Consider the following 19,525-nt stretch of genomic DNA (forward strand, 5'->3'; position numbering starts at 1 on the left):
GAAAGGAAAAAACTATATGTATAATGAAATTTTTAATGAGAAACATATCATTTTAGATTCAGCTGCAAAAACTAAAGAAGATGCTTTTTTAGAACTTGCTAAGTTGGCTGAAACATTAGGATATGTTTCTGACCCCAACGAACTTGTTAAGGGTTTTGAGGCTCGTGAAAAAGAATCTTCGACAGGTTTTGAAGATGGTTTTGCAATTCCGCATGCACGGATTGAAGCAGTTAAAAAAGAAGCAGTATTATTTATTCGTTTCAAAGATTCTGTTGATTGAAAAGCAATGGATGGAAAACCAACAAAAGTTGCAATTGCTTTAATTATTCCTGAAGCTAAATCAGGTGATATTCATTTAGGAATTTTAAGTGAAGTTGCACGGAAATTAATGGATGAAAACTTTAAAAAAGAAATGAAAGTTGAAACAAATAAGGCTAAGATTCAAGCAGCACTGTTGGGTGGTTCTGATCAAAATGATCCTAAAAAACCATTAAAACCAACTGGCGAAAAACCGTTGATTTTAGCAATGACCGCTTGTGCAACGGGAGTAGCACATACTTTCTTAGCTGCTGATAAATTAAATCAAACTGGTCCAAAATTAGGATATGACATTAAAGTTGAAACGCATGGGGCAGAAGGAATTCGCAATGATTTTACTGAAGCAGAAATTAAACGTGCGGAAGTAATTATTGCGGCAACTGATATTGGTCTTGATATGGCAAGATTTGGTGGGAAAAAAGTATATATTTGTCCTGTTGCTAAAGCAATTAAAGACCCCGAAGGAGTTATTAACGCTGCTTTAAAAGAGGGAAAAACCGAACCAGTTGGAGAATTTGCAACAAAAAGTGCCGGTAACAATGGTCAAAAAGTTGGAATCATGAAACACTTGATGGCAGGGGTTTCATATATGGTGCCAATTGTTATCTTGGGGGGGATTTTTATTGCCATCTCATTAGGATTGGCTAAAGCAATTTATGGTCCTAACTATGAGAACTTCCATGGTTCTTCAAAAGGAATGGGTTGAATTCCTGACCCAACAGGAAAAACAGCACATTGAGGAGAGTTATTCTATACTGATCCATTAACTGATCCTAAAAACTTTTTCTATTATTTAAATATCTTGGGGGCATCAGCATTTACCTTAATGATTCCTGTTTTAGGAGCATTTATTGCTAACTCAATTGCTGGTCGTTCTGCAATTGCACCAGCAATTGTTGTATCATTTATTGGTAACAATGCTGCTAACTTTTATCCTTTGCCCGGGATTGAAGCAGTTAATACTCCGACCGGATTTATTGGAGCGATTGCGGCGGGATTAGCTGTTGGTTATACGGTTAAATGGATTAATACATGAAACGTACCAAAAGGTTTAAAACCAGTAATGCCAATCTTCTTTATTCCAATTGTTGTTGGATTTGTCTATGGAATGATTATGATGTTCGTAATTGGTTCAACAGTTGGATGAGTAATGGGAAAATTCCAAGATTGAATTTCAAAAACATGAGGAAATACTACAAATGCTGCTAATGTAGCAATTGGATTAGCCTTTGGTTTATTAATTGGAGCAATGGCTGGATTTGATATGGGAGGACCAGTTAATAAAGTTGCTTTCTTAGCATGTACTGGATTAATTGGTTCGAAAATTTATACTCCAATGGGAGCAATGGCAGTTGCTATTCCAGTTGCACCAATGGGAATGGGAATTGCAACATGAATATTTAAACCATTCTATAATGAAGAACAACGAACAATGGGTTCAACAGCATTCTTTATGGGTTGCATCGGAATCTCAGAAGGAGCTATCCCGTTTGCAGTAAATGATCCAAAACGTGTTATTCCAAGTAACATTGTTGGTTCAGCAATTGCTGGTGGTTTAGCTGGAGCAGTAGGTATTGCTGATTTAGCGGGTCATGGTGGTCCAATTGTTGGATTCTTGTCAGCTTTAGGTCGTGGAAATGGTGATACTGGAGTTTATGGTTGAGCTGGTGCTTGAGGATGAACATTATTAGCATTCTTATTTATGGCGATTGGAGCGTTAATTACTGCCTTTATGTACGGATTTTGACAAATTGCAGATAAAAAACGTACAGGTGAAACAATTTCAATGAAACAATTTGTTTTAAAAACACGTTCCGATAAAGTTGCTGCTGATAAAAAAATCAAAGCAGCTAAAAAAGAAAACAAAAATAACATTGCTAAAAAACAATCTTCAAAGCGAAACTAAACAAGTAAAAAATTAATAACGTATGTTATTAATTTTTTATTTTTGTGTATAATGGAAGATATTACAAAGGAGGAAATTAAATTATGTTAATGGTAAAATCATTGTTTGATGTTCTTCCGTGATGAGCAGCATTATTAATTGTCATTGTAATTTTAACAGTTGTTGTTGGACTTGTTTTGTTCTTTAAACGAAAAACAGATCAAATTGAAAATCATGGTGAAAAGGTTGCGGTTGAAAGTTTATGACAAAAAATTCATAAAAACCGTAAGAATAAGAAAGCAAAAAAACTAGCAATTAAGAAAAAAACGGAAAAGAAAAAACAAAAATAGTAAAAATGGAGGCACTAATGAATTTCACGAGTTATAGTTTTGGTGGATGAAAGGGGCCATGAGGTTTTTTTGACCCTTTAGGTAGTCAATGAGCACAACCCAAGGGACCTGTTACTTTTGGGATTGAATTTGGAATTGGTTTAAGTATGGTTGTTGTTTTATTATTAATAGTGTTTTTGTTGCCAAAGTTTAATGCTAAGTTAGCAGCAAAAAACGCCTTTCGTTATGGTCTGGGTAGTTATTTAATTTTTGCGTGATTAATTTTTTGATTGTTAAAAGTTATTTATTATTATAAAGTTATTCCAGGTTTAATGTTTAATGATAATAATATCTTAATTAATGGTTTAGAATATGGACAAAATAATATTGTAGAATATCAAGGTCAATTATATGCGCATTTTTTTGACACTGGAACTGTTGATCGTTTGCACTTACCAATTTACAAAGCTTGAGTTAAACTCAGATTAGTTAGTCCGGGTGTTTATGAAACAATTTCTAGTGGTTCAACAATTCGTGCCGATAATTGAACGGATGCTGTACCATTAGAGTTATGTAAATGATTAAATTTAATTTATGGAATCTTATTATTGTGTCCGCAAAATAATAAAGTAACTAGAAGGTTGTATTCATATTATGCGCCGTGGGGAGTGTGATTACCAATCTTGGCATTAGTTTTTCCACCAGATGCTTATACTTTTGGGAATTATTATTATTGAGCGCATTATGGGAATCACGCTTTAATTATTGCTGTTTGTTGGTGAATGCATCTTTATGGAACACCAAGTTATGATAAAAAACAAATTTTAGGAAGTTTAATAATGTTTTTAATATATGCTCTAACTGCATTCCTATTTTCAGCAGTTTTAAATGAGAATTTTCAATATATGGGTAAAGGTGGTTGAAGTTTTGGTGGCACTAATGTTCGTGATTGACTGGGTGGTTATCCATCTCAAATTATCCCGTTATTTACTTTAGGGGCATTGGGAACAATTAGCGGTCATTTAATGCTAAATGCTTGTGGACAGTGGTATCAAGTTAACTTTAATAACCATACAGCACAATTAATTCGAACAAAGAACAATAAATTGGGGTTTTCAAAAGATGAATGAACATATCGTAATTTACTAAGTAATCAATTATACCAAAAATACCGTTCAAAAAAAATAAAAAAATAATGTTTTTTTATTTTTTTATATTATAATATTTGCAGTGTAATTTAAGCTGGATGGAAAGGGGGATACAATGACACAAATTCAAAGCAAAAGACGACCAAAATTTTTTGCTTCCAAAAAGTGATATGCGACAGCCTTAGTTTTAATTTTATTAGCAACACTGCAAGAGATTATTATGGAGTCAACAGATTTAGTTGATAATTTTTTTGCAAGTTCAATTAAAAGTAACGTGCATGGTTTTCAACATTTAGCTGATGACATTAAAACTATTTTTGGAGCGGATGATGTTTATAATGTAAAAGAAGTTTGAGAACAATGAGGCTTAGGAAACTATGTTGGGTTTCATTATACGGCAGGCCAATTAGCAATGAATGGAGTTGCTGCTTCAAATCAACTTTATTTTATTATGTTTGCTATTTTAAGTGGAACTTGTTATGGATTTGGTGTTTTTAATGCACAATATTTTGGAGCGCAAAAATACAAGGAACTACAAGAAGTTACCTTATTAAAAATTTATGTTTGTTTAATTATTTGTTTTATTGTGTTAATTTTATCGCAACTTTGTGGTTATCAGTTAATTAGTTTTACGACAACACCTAAATATGCCCCACGACCAGATGTTTTTAAACAATTACAACCAGGTGATAAAGATTTAGCAATTCAATGGTTTAAGTACTTTGAATATCAAGCAGCAACAATTTCAACGCAAGAAGGAGCAGAGTATTTTAAAATTATTGCTTTATCATATCCACTATTAGCAATTAATATTGCTTTTATTACAACACTTCGAGAAACGGGGCGAGCTGGTTTGGCGGTTTGAATTTCAGTTATTGCTTTAAGTACAAATTGTTTTATGAATCCTTTTTTAATTGAGCCACATTTTCTTGGCGACTTTAAAGGAATTGGTGTTCAGGGCGCAGCAATTGCGACCTCTGCTTCACGAATATTACAGCTTGTTTTTATTATTCTTTTGTTTTGATATAAACGCTATGAATTTATTCCGCGTAATTGATATCGTTTTGATGGCTATGTTACCCGCCGCGCTTTTCAAAAAGCATGGCCAATTGTATTAAATGAAATCTTTTGATCAGTTGGAATGGTTTTACAAGTTAAACTACGAGCATATTATAGTTTAGATGCTTTAACAGCAAATGCAATTTTTTCAACAATAATTGCTGCTTTGTACACACCATTATATCATGGGTTCTCGGCTGGAACTTCGGTACTGGTTGGAAGCCGGTTGGGAGCTAATAATTTAGAAGAAGCAGAATATAATGGAAAACATTTAGTGATTTTAGCCTTCTTTGTTGGAATTATTTCAGGTTTAATTTTAGTTGCGGGGGGTTGATTTTTACCAGAATTATTATTTAGAAATAATACTCCAGAAACATTTAGAATTGCCCATTGAATGCTCTTTGCTTATGGACTTTGATATCCTTGCTTGATGATTGCTGCAACAAGTTACGCGATTATTAGAACCGGTGGGGCAGTTATGAATGCATTTATCTTAGATGCTTTATTTACATGATTACTCCCTGTTCCATTATTAGCAATTTTAATTTTTACATCAAATTTAGATATTGTTTATATTGTTTTAATTATGCAAACAGTAGATAGTTTAAAAGCAATTTGAGCAATCGTAATTTTAAGTCGCAAAAAATGAGTTAAAAATCTAACAGCAGCAAAACATATTACTGAATTTGATAATAAAGTAAAAGAATTAAAAGAAAATGCAAAAGAAATTTAAAAATTTTGCATTTTTTTATTTTTTGTGTATAATATTATTTTTAATTTTGGCAGGTATAAATAGGGAATATATGATATAATTATCTTGTAATAAGAATGGGTAGAAAAACGGCTAGGCAAAATTTAATAAAACAAATTAAATTTTTTTGAATGGGGTAAATTGGAACAATGGAAAAAATTAAAGTATCATTTTTAGAAAAAAAAGGAATTTTAAAAGAATTCTTATATCAAGATGTTGCTGTCAAAGCGGGGGATGATATCGCCCTGATTGAAAGCGACAATGGTGAAGCTATTATTAAAGCCCCAATGGATGGAGTCATTGTTAAACCAATTAAAGCCGGCAGCAAAATTAAGAAAAATGCTGTTATTGCTCATTTATTAACAACAGAAGCTGAAATTGAAAAATATTATTTTAAACATCTTGAAAGTGATGAATTTAGTCATTTAGATAAAAAGGGTGTTACATTTACAACAACAAAAAATGGTGAATTTGGAACAAAATGAAAAGAAATAGAAGAGGATGATTATTCTGGTGCTGATTTTATTAAACCAAATACTTTAAATCCCGCTTTTACACCACCATTATTAGATCAACAACAAGGACAAAGTAGCGGTAGACCAATGCAACCTATGGCCAATGAAATGAATATTAATTCTAAAGCAGAGCTAATTAATGAACAACCTTTTCTAAATGAAAGTTTAAGACAAGGCTTTGAACAAAATAATTTAAGTCAATCATTATCAGAAGGAATGGAATTTAATCAACCAGGACAAAATATTAATAATTCTAATTTAATTGCGAATAATTTTGCACAATCACAAAATAATATGGGTCAACAAGGGCAAGATTTTGGTTCTAATGCAACTGTTCAAACAACACCAGCAAGTGAACAAGAAACAGTTTTAGAAACTAAACCAACTGAAATCAAAAGATGAGATGAAACAGAGCTAACATTTGGCCCTAAAAAAACTCGTCGACTTTCTTTTAAAGATTTAAAAATTGATGATGATCATATTATTAATAACCGTGCGAAAATTCCTTCAATTGATACAATTAAACAACCGACTAATCAAAATGTGAAGAGTGGAGGAGATAATACGATGGTTAATATGCCTAATATAAATGATGTTATGAAAGAAAATAACTTTGATTCATCAGTTAGCAGTTTTGGTGTCAATACACAATCAACTGGGCAAAATATTATTGCTAATGCTGTTCCAATTGGGCAAAAAAAATTAGAAGAAGAAAATCAAGCAAAAGAATATGCTAAGTATTTAGTAAATGAAACAAAACAGCAAGATGAAATGCCAGCTAATGCAGCAGTTCTTTTTGGGGGTCAAGCGGAGAATAGTAGTTTTCGTAATCTTGTGAATCAACGTCGTCAACAGTTACATAATAAAAATGATTTTCATGAATTGTCATTAGAAAGTGATAATTCAAAAAATTCAATGGATTTTTTAGATGAAGATGGGCGACCAAAAATTTTACGTAATATTGTGCAAGGAAGGATGAATGATTTAATTAAAAGGAATGCAACCCCAGAAATGTTAAGTAGTCATGGTGGAAGTAGCGCTTATGGTTATGACCAACCGGATTATCGTGCTAAGGATGAAGACTTATCTGATGAAGTTTATATTTCAGCTGATGGCTATACGATTGACCCTAAGGACTCGGAAAAGGCAACTCCGAAAAAACCAGGTTATTTTTCACCTTTAAAATCTTATCGTGATCGTTTGTATGAAAAATTAAATGATGGGGGACAACGTGAAAAAATTTTAAAAACAAGAAACCAACGCGAATTAATTAAAAAAAGAATGGAACAAATTGCAAAAGGGAATGTTGAAGTTGATTCAGTATTAGGGGAAATTAATAATTATCGTCGTCCTTCTTTTGAAGAAATTGAATCACAATACGAAATGTTGGATAATGAATATTATGGTAATGAGAATCAGCCAGATCAATCATCAACAAATTATCAACAAGATTCTGCTATTCAAAATAAAAACCAACCACCATATGGACAGGTAAACTTTGATGGAAAACAGGGAACAGTTACTGTACCGCCAATCACAAATAACTATCAGTGTCCACCAGTTCAACAATCAACAAGTGATAATAACATGCTTGTTGAGTTAGCTGTTTTAAAAGAAAAACTATCAAATCAAGAACAAAATAATCGTCAAAATGAATTGCTACGTGAAATCCAAGGTTTACGAGAAGCAAATAATAATATGAATCAAAACAATAATACTAACAACTTGGATAAAATGATGCAATATATGTTAGTACAACAAATGTTAAAAACAATGAACGAACCAGATCCAATGGTAAAAGAAATGCTGAAAGAATTTAATTTAAATAATAAACAAATTCTTAACCAAGGAATTGAAAATACTTCTAATGGTAATAACTTACAAGTTAAAAAGTTTAATAACGAAACAAGTTCAATTCCCAATACTTATGGAAATTTAGTTCAACCATTAAACAATAATTTAAATATTGTTAATACGAATAGTAATATTGAACCACAAGGATTAGAAACAAGAGAAGAAATTAAAGCGACAAGATATCCAGCTATTCAATCAATGATTATGTCACAAACGCATGTACCACCATTAACAATTAATGCTGAAATTGATATGTCTTCAATTATTGATCAACAACGAAAATTGAAAAACGCTAATACGGAGTCTGGTGTTCGTTTTTCAACAATGAGTTTTCTTGTTAAAGCTGTTTCATTAGCATTAAGTGAGTATCCAAAATTAAATTCATATTATGATTCAAAAACAAATCAAATTGTTATTAAAAATTCACAACATATTGGTTTAGCAACAGAAACTAGTGAAGGTTTAGTTATTCCAGTTATTAAGTTTGCAGAACGAATGAGTTTAAAACAAATTGCAATTAATATTCAAGAAACAATTGAACGTTTACGTCAAGGTGAATTATATGATTATGAATTACAAGGAAGTACGATTACAATTGCAAACTATGGGACTGTCGGTGCTGTTAATGCGACACCAACGATTTTTTATCCAAACTCAGCGGTAATTGGAATTGGTCGAATTGTTCGTAAGCCAGTTGTTATTAAAGGTGATAAGTTAGTAATTCGTTCAATGATGAACATTGCTTTAACAGTTGATCAACGAATTATTGATGCAGCTGAAGCGGGAATTTTCTTAACACGTTTAAAAGAAATTTTGGAATCACCAGAATTAATTACTTTATCATAAAAAAATCTTATTAATATTTATTAATAAGATTTTTTAATTCTTTAAAATTTTATAACTATATATTATTCCTTTAATAATTAAATTATCTAATTCGATTAAAACACTGTTGTTACGATCGATGATTATAGTAAAAATTAAGTCACCACGATAAATTAGTCTAGATACAATATTGATTTCATATTTGTCTAAAAGTTCTCGTACGAATACTTCGTTCAGTGGGCGTAATAAAATTCCAATTTTAATTTGTTCATTTATTTTTTCTAATTGGGCGGAAGTTAAAATAATACGGGTGATGGTTGCATACCCATTCTTAATTCAGTCTTCGGGTAAATTATAAATGGGATTATAATACCGATGAACTAAGACAATAATATTTGTTAAATTTTTGTCAATAATGTTTTCCAAAATAGTTTTTCCAGCGATATGTCGCACTTCACCATTATCAGTTTTATAAATATTTTCACGTCTACTGCCAATGACATATGCATATGCGTTATGGTTTGCCTTTTTATTTTTATACTTTTTTAAGAAGTTAATAACATCTGTCTCTGTTTGAACGTAACTAGCGAAACAAAGGAATTTAACATTTTGAATTATTAGTTCTTTAGTTAAAATTTTGTTCTTTTTAATTATATACATGTAGTTATTCTTCTTCCATTCGCACTCCTTTGGGTACTGTATATATGTACCTAATACATTATAATATAAAACTATGGATAAGATTTATTGACAACCTAATACTTTTAAAATGTTTGGGTTAACGAAAAGAAAATTTTGAGAAACTAGAAAGAGTTATGATCCTCTGCAAAATAATAAAATGTTAAAATATGCAAATTGTGAAACTAGGATCCTTTAATTTAGAGCTTCAAAGAATAATTAATATATTTAAATTATTATAAAACATTTATAAAAAAGTATTAGACAAAATGAAACATGCACTTAAGAAATTTAAACTCTAAATAAAGTTATATTTTAATTAAAATCATTTTAGATAATTAAAAATATAAAGTTATTATCGAATAAAATATTTACCATAAATTTTCACATCAAACAAATAAAAGAGCAATACTGTTCTAAAACATTATTGTTTTTTTATTAAAGTAGAGTTATAAATAAACTAGGTAAAGGTTTTGATATAACCTTATCTAATCTATCAAAAATGTATAATAAAAATTTAATATCGGAAAGAAGGAAAAAATTATGGGAACATTATTAAGTCTTTTGGGTTCAATTGGAATTATTAGTAGCGGTGTTGGTACTGCGGCAAGTGCTACAGCAGTAGAAGACATGATTGTCGATCAATGATTATCTACAATTCCAAAATATGTTGATCTTGACGTCTGATTAGAATTGACAGCAGCTAAAACAAATTTTGCTGCTTGACTAGAAAATCAAATTGCAGCTGAAAATGCTTTGGTGCTTGATTGATTAGCAGCAGATAGTTTAGCGGTTGCAGAAACAGCAACACTTGAAAATGGTATTCTTGTGGGTTCATTGGGAACGGCGGCTGAAACTTTGGGTATTTCATTAGCAATTGGAGCCGTTATTTATGGTGGTTATTATGCTTATCACCATTGAGATAATATCAAATATTTTACTAGTGAATCGGTAAAAACTGCTGGACATTATATTTCATCTGCGACAAATTATTTAAAAAGTTGATGGGTTTTTTAATTAATTATATTAAAAAATAAAATTAACCATTCTGATATTTTTAAAACTATTGAAAACATTAATAAAACCTTTCTTCTCCAAATAAAATACTTTCTCTTAAAAGGAAAGTACAAGATAGGGTAAGAAAGGTTTTTATGAATAAAGATAAGATATTAGTAAACTAATTATATAAGAGAGTTTTTTATTTTTTCCAAAATTAAAACGTAAGTCTAGAAATTTTTGCTTGATAGTTATTATAAAATTATCACAAAATAAAAACACTTAGGAAATTTTCTATTTACATTTTCTTGTTTTAAGTTATAATAAATAAGGTTATTTGTTTAATCACACGTGGCGGTTGTGGCGAAGAGGTTAACGCTCCGGATTGTGGCTCCGGCACTCGTGGGTTCAAGTCCCATCAGCCGCCCCATTTTTTAACTACAGATGAGTAGTTTTTTTTTTTTTTTTTGTAAATTTGTTAAATGACCAAGACTTTTTTTCGCGCTAGTTACTGCTTTTTTATTTACTTAATAAATATAACTGTTATAATTATTGTGTTGACGTATTTAAAATAATTTTTATTTTAAATTAATTAATATCAAAAAACAAAATTTTATATTATGGCAACTTATAATTTTACAAACATCTTTTTATTGTGTTATTTTTAATTGTTTTTTGTTGTAATTTTTATTAATGGATTAATAGGGAGGCAGCATAATGGACACGTTACAAGTTGGAGATAGCGTTTTAGTACATGCTTACAAACATAATGGTTCGGTTTATCGTAGTTGAGAATCAGCTGTTGTTTTATTATTAGAAGAGGAATATATTGTTTTAGTAAATGAAGATGTGACCGTGACTGAATTAAACGGAAGAAAATGAAAAACAAATGAGCCAGCAATTTGGATTTTTAATCGCAAAAATTGAAGTAATATCATTTGTATGTTCAAAGAAACCGGGATTAATTATTATTGTAATATTGCATCACCATTTATTATGGATCAAAAGACAATTAAATATATTGATTATGATTTAGATATTAAAGTTTTTACTGATGGAAGTTATAAAATTTTAGATTTAAAAGAATTTAATCGGAATCGAATTGCCTGAAAATATACACGTGATATTATTAATGTGATTTGAACAGAAATTGATAATTTAAAATATCTAATTAAAAATAAAAAATTTATTTTTGAGCATGAACGAGCATTGGAATTGTGAAAACAGTATTTAGAATTAAAACCAAAAATTAGAAAATAAATCCGTTATGGATTTTTTTTAATTACAACAAATAATTTGGGGATAGGAAGACAAAGTCAACTAGGAAAGAGATTATTTTTTATTAAAATAATTCTTATTGTTTGTATTGTTTCTTTAAATATAATGGATATAATAAGACTTGTATTTAGAGAGGAGATTTCTGATGGGACAGTATAATTTTGAAAAAAATTTTTTATGAGGGAGTGCCTTTTCAGGACCACAAACAGAAAGTGCTTTTTTTGAAGACGGTAAATCCGCTTCAAATTGAGATCATTGATTTAAAATTGAAAAATATCGTTTTTTCAATCAGCAACCGTGCTTAAATGATTTTTACCATCGTTATCCAGAAGATATTAAAATTGCGAAAGAATTAAATTTTAATTCATTACGAACATCAATTCAATGAACTAGATTAATTCCAGATGGTAAAACAATTAACCCAAAAGGGGTTGAGTTTTATAATAATGTTATCAATGAGATGTTAAAAAATAACATTAAACCAATTATTAACTTATTTCATTTTGATATGCCACATTGAGCACAAGAAAAAGGTGGATGGTTATCACGCGAAGTAGTTGATGCTTTTGTTTTTTATGCTAGAACTTGCTTTGAACTATTTGGTGATCGTGTTGAAATGTTTACAACTTTCAACGAACCAATTGTTGTTATTGAAGGCGGATATTGATATGATTGACATCGACCAAATGAAGTTAATATGCAAGCAGGGATGCAAGCACAATGGAATAGTTTAATTGCTCACTTAAAAGCAGTTAAAGAATATCGTAATTTAAAATTGCCAGGACAAATTGGAGCGATTTTAAGTATTTCACCATCGATTCCTCGCAGTCAAAACAAAGCAGATTTGCAAGCAGCAAAATGATATGATTTGTTCACAACTAATAGCTTTTTAGACCCGATGGTTAAAAACATTTATCCCCAAGAGTTAAAAGAAGTGGCGGAAAAATATCATTTTATGTGAAACATTACAGCCGGAGATGAAGACTTAATTAAGGACGAAAATTTGAAACTTGATTTTTTAGGAATTAATTTTTATCAGCCAATGCGAGTAAAATGTGTTGATTTTATTCCAGATTTTGCCAATGGAGCAATTACACCACATTACTTTTATCAACCATATGAAATGCCGGGACGTCGGATGAATCCTTACCGTGGGTGAGAGATTTTCCCAAAAGCAATTTATTTGGCCTTAATGAATTTAAAAGAAAATTATGGTAATATTCCTGTCTATATTTCTGAAAATGGTATGGGAGTTGAAAATGAAGAACGGTTTTTAGACAATGGAGTTATTAATGACCAATATCGAATTGATTTTGTCAAAGAACATTTGGCATGAGTTCATAAGGCAATTAGCGAAGGATCAAATTGTTTTGGTTATCATTCTTGAGCTTATATTGATAACTGATCATGAATGAATGCTTATAAAAATCGTTATGGTTTTGTTCAATTAGATTTAGAAAATAATGCAAAACGAGTTTTAAAAAAATCAGCAATCTTTATTGCAAAAGTGGCCAAGACAGGTACTTTTGAATATGATAGCGAATTAATTTAAAGGTTTTATAATGAAGATTACAAACCAAGAGCATTTGGATGCGTTACGAAAAGAATATGATGATAATCATGCCAAGTTTAATCAACAAGTTTATGTTTCTCGTTATAGTGAGTCATCACGGATTTTAAAGTTAATTCGTGTTGTAAAAGTAAAAAAACCATTGGATGAAACTTTTCAGACATTACTAACAATGTTAGCGAAAGATATGAACGGAAATTTAACCTATGATGATTTAGAAGATGGCGCATTTTATCGTGCCGGAACAAAGGATAAAAAACGAGAAATGCATTTAGCTGCTTTTCATGAAAATAAAGAAGTTACTTTAGAATGATTTACTCCAGAAGCTTGGATTAGCAAAAATTTTCGTTTTGTTAGTAAAAATAAAGGTAAAACAACAAAAATTATTTATTTAGAAATTGTTAAAAGTTTAAAAGCAAAAACTGGATACTTAGAACAAATTATGCGAAATAATTATATTAAAGCAGAGGTTATTCGTTTTGATATGCAAATGTATGAGTTAAAGAAAAACTTAGCAGTATTATCACCAAAACAAGTAGAGAATTATCAAATTAAAATGAGTAGTTGAAAAGAACGTTTGGGAAGTATTCGCTTATTTTCAAAGTAAATTAAAAAAAGATATATTAATTGACAATGTCAAATATATCTTTTTTTAATTTATTTAATAAAAAAAGAAACAATAATAATAATTAACACTGCTAAACTACAAACTGCACCAGAAATAAAAAGAATATGGTTTTTATAATATAAATACCGATGAAAGTGTTTTTCAATAACACGAATTATCATTCAAATGATAAAAAAGACAGCAGCAGGAATAAATGCAAAATAAATATAAAAAGATGGTGTCATATCTCTTTTTACCTCTCTATCTTATTATTATATCAAAAAATAGAATAATTTTCTTAATTTTATAGAAAGTTTAAAAAATATTGCTTTATTATTATTTCCTAGTATATAATAAAAAAGAAGGTAACTTCAATAGAAAGGTAGCGTTGTTATGAAAAAAATTTTACTAGTATGTTCAGCTGGAATGAGTACTTCAATTTTAGTTAAAAAAATGAAGGAAGCGGCTGAAAATATGGATATTGATGTTGAAATAGAAGCAAAAGCAATGGCTGAAGCACAATCGGTTTTAGAAGATTGAGATGTTATTTTACTTGGTCCACAAGTAAAATATATTGAAAATAATATTAAAAGTATGACAAAAAAACCTGTTTCAGTTATTGATCCTAAGATTTATGCTTTAGGAAAAGGGAAAGAGGCCTTAGAATTAGCTTTAAAATTATAATTGCTTAATTCTAGATTACCATTAAGAAAGAATTAGGAAGGAATTCAATATATAATGGAAAAAAATAATGATAAGTTTACTCCTGATAAGGTTAAAAAAGAGCACAAGGTAGCTTTTAAAACTTGGTGGAATAATAAAGCATTACCAACAATGTCAAAATTAGGAAACCAACGACACTTATCAGCAATTCGTGATTCATTTGGAACGATGATTCCGTTGATTATTGCCGGAGGGATCGGTTTATTAATTGATGCGATTATATTTGGGGGTGCTGGTTCTGGGAAAGTATCTTTATTAGGACTTTTTGCCAGAGCAGCAGGATATAGTTGAGATTCAATTGGGGCATTATTTGCTGACACAACAACTAGTTGGGGAAAAGCATCTCAAATTGGGGCTTTAGCTTTTGGGCAAATTCAAATTGCAACAATTGGGGCAATGTCATTATATTTTGCTTTCTTATTAGGCTATTTTTTAGCTTTATCAAGAAATTATAAATCACCGGTTATTGCTGGTTTAGCATCTTTTGCCGGGTTTATTATTGCAAGTATGGGACAAGTTTCATTCTTTATGGATTCAAAAGGATTATTTACTGCTTTAATTATTGGGATCGCCACAACTGAACTTTTTGTCTGGTTTGGAAATATGAAAAAATTAGAGATTCAATTACCTGCTGGTGTACCACCAGCTGTTGGAAAATCATTTGCGGTATTTTTACCAATGGTTTTTACCTTAAGTATTATTGGTGTTTTTAATATTTTATTTTTAGCACCAGCAATTGCCCTACCAAATATTGGTTTTGAGGTTGAACAATGAAATACATTAGTTTCTTCAGGAAACTTATGAAATGCAAATATGAGTGGGAACGTAACACTTAACAATTTTGCTAATTTCTTATCATCGACTTATGGTGTGGAAATTTTTCAAAAAATTAATGGTGGCTGAGACTTTACAGCAAAAGGAGCGGGTTGAGCAATGATTTTTGGTCAAGCCGATATCACAGCTGTTCAAGCAGCTTTTGGTAACTTTGGAGTAGGAAATCAAGCAACAATGGAAGCTTGATTCGCTAACTTTGATCCAAAGAATGCTGGTGGATTAATGTCTTCAACAGGGTGAAATTCACTAGGACAATTTATTTTAGCACAAGGTGGTAACCATGGTGGTATCATCGGTGGTAATAAAGGCATTGAATTTTTATCAGCAAATATGTTCTTTTCAACAAATGCTGCTGGTGAAGCGTTCTTGACAATTTCAGAACGTTATGTAACTGTTCCAATTGGAGCTAATGCATTTGGGTTTGGAGCAGCAATTTATCGCTTCTTTACTTCATGATTCATTGGTTTTGCAACTGGTAACGGTGGACTAGGTTTAGCTGTTATTTATGTTTTCTTTATTTCATTCTTCTGATTTTTTGGAGTTCATGGTTCAAACATTATGGCTGCTATTTTTGAACCAATTTGATGAATGATTATTGGTGTTAATACCGCATTAATTTCAGCGGGGTTATCAGCAAGAACGAATTTAAATGATCAAGTTGGAATATTTGGGAAACCATTCTTTGATATCTATATGAATATTGGAGGTTCAGGAGCAACATTAGGATTACTAATTATGGTTCTGATTCTATCACGTCGTCGTGAACTAAAAGAGGTTTCTAAATATGCTTTACCTGCTGGATGTTTTAACATTAATGAGCCAGTTATCTTTGGGTTTCCGTTAGTATTAAATCCGACTTATTTGGCACCGTTTATTTTATCACCAATGACAGCGATGTTAATTGGGTGAGTTGCAACAGGACCATTACATCTTGTTAATGTTGTTTATGTTACTGTTCCTTGGACAACGCCGTGATTCTTAGGGGCGATTCTCGCCACAGTTGATCCAATGGCAATTCTTATTGCATTAATATGTTTTGTTGTTTCGACAGCAATTTGGATTCCGTTTATTTTGTTAGATAATATGACATATTATCGTAAATTAAAAAAAACTGATCCAGTTGCATATGAAGAAGAAATGAAATACTTACATGATAAAACATATCGGAATCAAGTTAAAGCAGAAGCAAAAGCAGAAAAAAATCAAGCAAAAATTGATCTTAAAAAAGCTCGTGAAGCAAAAAAAGCAGAACATCGTTCTGCTAAGAAATAATATAATGCGCCTACTGCTAACTAATTAGTGGTTGGTGCTTTTCAATTTTTCTGATAAATTATTTTAAGCAAAAACAGTTACTGCTAGAATTAATAAAATTAGAAAAATGCTAAGACAAACACTATAAGAGACAATTAAAGCAATTTTGTGTCATGCTGAATAACGTTGTAATACTCTTGTTCGAAATCTTGTTATTGTTCAAACAATAAAAGGAATAACAAAGAAGATTACCGCTATAATTATGACAATATATTGTGTCGACATTTTTAATCACCTTATATAATCTTAACGAAATAAAATTGAGAAAACAACAATAAGGTTTAGAAAGAGGGAAATTATGACTGAAAAAAAATTTATTTTTGCTGCATCAACATGTGCTTTTCAAATTGAAGGTGGCCGCAATTTAGGAGGACGAACAGATTCAATTTGAGATGAGTTTACAAAACGTAATTTTTCAATTCCGCCATTAGGAAAAGCAGAACGTGAAATTAATTCAATTGCAGTGGCAGCTGATTTTTATAGTAAATATAAGACTGATGCGCGTATTATGAAACGGATGGGATTGCAAGGGTTTGTTTATAATATGGATTGAACACGAATTTTTCCAAAAAATAGTACAGATTTTAATCCAGAAGGACTTAAGTTTTATGATGATGTTTTCAAGACATTACTTGAAAATGGGGTTAAACCAATCCCAATCTTATATCATTGAGATACTCCAATGTGAGCAGAAGTTCAAGGTGGTTTTGAGAATCGGGATGTGATAGAATGATTTCGAAACTATGTAAAAATTGTTTTTCGTTATTTAGGGAAATATAGTGATTTATGATTTGTTAATGATGAAAATTCAAGTTTTACTTTAGATGGATATTTAAGTGACTATTTACCACCAGCAAAAAATAACAAAACAGCTTTTGTTAAAGCTATTCATCATTTAAATCTTAGTGCGGCGATTGCCAAAGAAGAATTCGAATTAGCAAAAGAAGCTGGTTATATTGCAAAAGATGCTTTATTAGGAATTGATCATGATTGAGCACCACCACACCAATACCAAACCGGTGATGAAACTGCAGTGGAAAAATATAATGCATGATTTAAAGACTTTTTCTTAGATCCAAACTTAAAAGGAACTTATCCAGATGTTTTTTTTCAATGATTACAAGATGAAAAAATTAATTTTGTTATTTCAGAACAAGATTTAGCATTATTAGCAAAAAACCGGTTAGATTTAATTGGGTGAAATTATTATCGCCCCTGTTATATTACAAACGATCAAAACAAAGATGATTTAAAACTACTTCATCAAAAGAGTCATACTTTCTTTGTTTCTGGTTTTAAACAAGTCTTTCCAAAAGATATTGAATATACAAAATGGAACTGGATTATTGATCCATCAATGCTAGCAACGGGGGCTGAAATTTTATGAAAAGAATATCAGAAACCCATTATGATTATTGAAAACGGGATGGGTGATTTTGATGATAAAACGGGACAATTAATTCTTGATAAAGATCGCATTCGTTATTTAAGTCTCCATTTGGCAGAAGTTTTGAAGGCGATTGAACGGGGTGTTAATTTAATTGGATATTCATTATGAACTTACTGTGACATTTTTTCACCAAGTGGTGGCTATCGAAAAGACTATGGTCTAGTTTCGGTTGATTTTAATAGCAAAGTTAAAACACGGACACCGAAATTATCTTATGTTTGATATAAACGGGTAATTGCTTCGCAGGGAAAAAATTTAGCCTTTAATGATGATGAGACCTTAACAGAGCTATTAAAAACGGAATTATCAACATGAGATTTTTGGTATCAATAGGGAGGTTTAAATGAAAATAGTCTTTATTGGCGCAGGGCGAATTGTAAAATGATTTTTAGATGATTTAAAAAATACAAAGTATCACGATAAAATAACATTATTTGGGATTTATAATTTAACATATGAGAAAGCGGTGCACTACCAGACTGAATATCAAATTCAAAAAGTTTATCAATCGTTAGATGATGTTCTTCAAGATGCAGCAAACTTTGATTTAGCCTATATTGGAACAAGTGATGCAACCCATTATGAAATTGCAAAGCAATTGTTAACTAATAAAATTAATGTTTTTTGTGAAAAACCGTTAACTTTATCATATCAAACTGCAAAAGAATTATATGATTTGGCAAGGAGTAATAATGTTTTATTATTTGATGGTATTAAAACTGGTTTTTCGCCAGTCTATCGCTTGATGCGTAAAGATATTGAAACTGGTCTAATTGGAACAATTGAGTATTTAAATGCTAGTCATGCTAAGGTTTCAACTAGTGGTAAGAAACCGCAACCAATTCCAAATGATCCAAGATTTGTTGGGTTACATCTCGCCGGAGGGATGTATGCTTTATTTATTGGTCTTGATTTATTAGGACCAGTCCAATTAATAACCCATTTAAATAATGCTTATCCAACACATCCTGCGATTTCAACTTCTGTTTTGAATCTTCGTCATAAAAATAATGGTATTTCAACAATTTTATCAAGTGATAATTTATCAAGTGATTTATCTGCTCAAATTTTAGGAACAGCAGGCTATATTAAATTAGGTGGTAATTTACAAAAATATAATGTTGATTATCATAAAGATTCGTGCCATATGGCATATACTTATCAAGTTTATGATTTACAAGGAAATTTAATTAAAAATGTTGATAAACAATTAGTAACCAATGGCGAGGGGTTATGCTTTGAAATTGAACATATTTACGAACTATGAAAAAACCAAAAAATAGAATCAGACATTGTCACAAAAGCTATTTCACTAGAAATTATTAAAATTCTAGAATTAACTAATAATACTAATGATAAACAAATTATTGAGTTATAGAAAGGAAATAAATTAT

Annotated in this window: 16 protein-coding genes and 1 tRNA gene; 14 read left to right on the forward strand and 3 right to left on the reverse strand. The window is 30.5% G+C overall.

Features of this window, described 5'->3' with window-relative positions; all coding sequences use genetic code 4:
* The first annotated feature begins 16 nt into the window (after positions 1-16).
* The 5 genes from S100390_RS00300 (at position 17) to S100390_RS00320 (ending at position 8,705) form a co-directional block, all read left to right on the forward strand.
* A complete protein-coding gene (locus S100390_RS00300; protein WP_070406321.1) occupies positions 17-2,224 on the forward strand; it encodes a PTS fructose transporter subunit IIABC in 2,208 nt (735 codons plus the stop codon).
* Positions 2,225-2,307: 83 nt separating this feature from the next.
* Positions 2,308-2,553: a hypothetical protein gene (locus S100390_RS00305; RefSeq protein WP_231918049.1), complete on the forward strand. Its 246-nt coding sequence runs from the start codon at positions 2,308-2,310 to the stop codon at positions 2,551-2,553.
* A gap of 17 nt (positions 2,554-2,570) precedes the next feature.
* Positions 2,571-3,728 carry a TMEM164 family acyltransferase gene (locus tag S100390_RS00310; RefSeq protein ID WP_070406323.1) on the forward strand — a complete coding sequence of 386 codons (1,158 nt, stop codon included), beginning with the start codon at positions 2,571-2,573 and terminating at the stop codon, positions 3,726-3,728.
* A gap of 67 nt (positions 3,729-3,795) precedes the next feature.
* Positions 3,796-5,472, forward strand: coding sequence for an MATE family efflux transporter (locus S100390_RS00315; RefSeq protein WP_070406324.1), 1,677 nt, complete (start codon positions 3,796-3,798; stop codon positions 5,470-5,472).
* A 167-nt stretch (positions 5,473-5,639) separates the two neighbouring features.
* A complete protein-coding gene (locus tag S100390_RS00320) occupies positions 5,640-8,705 on the forward strand; it encodes a 2-oxo acid dehydrogenase subunit E2 (RefSeq protein ID WP_070406325.1) in 3,066 nt (1,021 codons plus the stop codon).
* A 33-nt stretch (positions 8,706-8,738) separates the two neighbouring features.
* Here the strand turns inward: S100390_RS00320 and S100390_RS00325 are convergent, their stop codons facing one another.
* The gene (locus tag S100390_RS00325) at positions 8,739-9,344 is read right to left on the reverse strand and encodes a YigZ family protein (RefSeq protein WP_070406326.1); all 606 of its coding nucleotides are present in this window, start codon (positions 9,342-9,344) and stop codon (positions 8,739-8,741) included.
* A gap of 561 nt (positions 9,345-9,905) precedes the next feature.
* On the opposite strand from S100390_RS00325, the gene S100390_RS00330 reads away from it, so the two are divergent.
* From S100390_RS00330 to S100390_RS00350, 5 genes are all read left to right on the forward strand, one after another.
* On the forward strand, positions 9,906-10,379 hold the full coding sequence (locus S100390_RS00330) for a hypothetical protein (RefSeq protein WP_070406327.1): 474 nt from the start codon (positions 9,906-9,908) through the stop codon (positions 10,377-10,379).
* Between the two features lie 333 nt (positions 10,380-10,712).
* Positions 10,713-10,788 (forward strand) — tRNA-His (locus S100390_RS00335).
* A 287-nt stretch (positions 10,789-11,075) separates the two neighbouring features.
* On the forward strand, positions 11,076-11,618 hold the full coding sequence (locus tag S100390_RS00340; RefSeq protein ID WP_070406328.1) for a DUF402 domain-containing protein: 543 nt from the start codon (positions 11,076-11,078) through the stop codon (positions 11,616-11,618).
* A 163-nt stretch (positions 11,619-11,781) separates the two neighbouring features.
* Positions 11,782-13,188 (forward strand): glycoside hydrolase family 1 protein, encoded by a 1,407-nt coding sequence (locus S100390_RS00345; RefSeq protein WP_070406329.1) that lies wholly within the window; start codon positions 11,782-11,784, stop codon positions 13,186-13,188.
* Between the two features lie 10 nt (positions 13,189-13,198).
* Complete coding sequence (locus S100390_RS00350) at positions 13,199-13,813, forward strand: hypothetical protein (RefSeq protein WP_070406330.1); 615 nt, start codon at positions 13,199-13,201, stop codon at positions 13,811-13,813.
* 50 nt (positions 13,814-13,863) lie between these two features.
* Here S100390_RS00350 and S100390_RS00355 read toward each other — a convergent pair whose 3' ends face one another.
* Entirely contained in the window at positions 13,864-14,058 is a 195-nt protein-coding gene (locus S100390_RS00355) for a hypothetical protein (RefSeq protein ID WP_070406331.1), read from the reverse strand.
* Positions 14,059-14,206: 148 nt separating this feature from the next.
* On the opposite strand from S100390_RS00355, the gene S100390_RS00360 reads away from it, so the two are divergent.
* Together S100390_RS00360 and S100390_RS00365 are read left to right on the forward strand one after the other, a co-directional pair.
* Entirely contained in the window at positions 14,207-14,497 is a 291-nt protein-coding gene (locus S100390_RS00360) for a PTS sugar transporter subunit IIB (protein ID WP_070406332.1), read from the forward strand.
* Positions 14,498-14,551: 54 nt separating this feature from the next.
* A complete protein-coding gene (locus S100390_RS00365) occupies positions 14,552-16,642 on the forward strand; it encodes a PTS sugar transporter subunit IIC (RefSeq protein ID WP_070406333.1) in 2,091 nt (696 codons plus the stop codon).
* Positions 16,643-16,705: 63 nt separating this feature from the next.
* On the opposite strand, the gene S100390_RS05375 is transcribed toward S100390_RS00365, so the two are convergent.
* A complete protein-coding gene (locus S100390_RS05375) occupies positions 16,706-16,906 on the reverse strand; it encodes a hypothetical protein (protein ID WP_156768761.1) in 201 nt (66 codons plus the stop codon).
* Positions 16,907-16,979: 73 nt separating this feature from the next.
* On the opposite strand from S100390_RS05375, the gene S100390_RS00370 reads away from it, so the two are divergent.
* Together S100390_RS00370 and S100390_RS00375 are read left to right on the forward strand one after the other, a co-directional pair.
* Positions 16,980-18,464, forward strand: coding sequence for a glycoside hydrolase family 1 protein (locus S100390_RS00370; RefSeq protein WP_070406334.1), 1,485 nt, complete (start codon positions 16,980-16,982; stop codon positions 18,462-18,464).
* Positions 18,465-18,474: 10 nt separating this feature from the next.
* Positions 18,475-19,509 (forward strand): Gfo/Idh/MocA family protein, encoded by a 1,035-nt coding sequence (locus S100390_RS00375; RefSeq protein ID WP_070406335.1) that lies wholly within the window; start codon positions 18,475-18,477, stop codon positions 19,507-19,509.
* Positions 19,510-19,525: the final 16 nt, after the last annotated feature.

The organism is Spiroplasma sp. NBRC 100390 (assembly GCF_001886495.1).
Classification (GTDB): Bacteria; Bacillota_I; Bacilli_A; order Mycoplasmatales; family Mycoplasmataceae; genus Spiroplasma.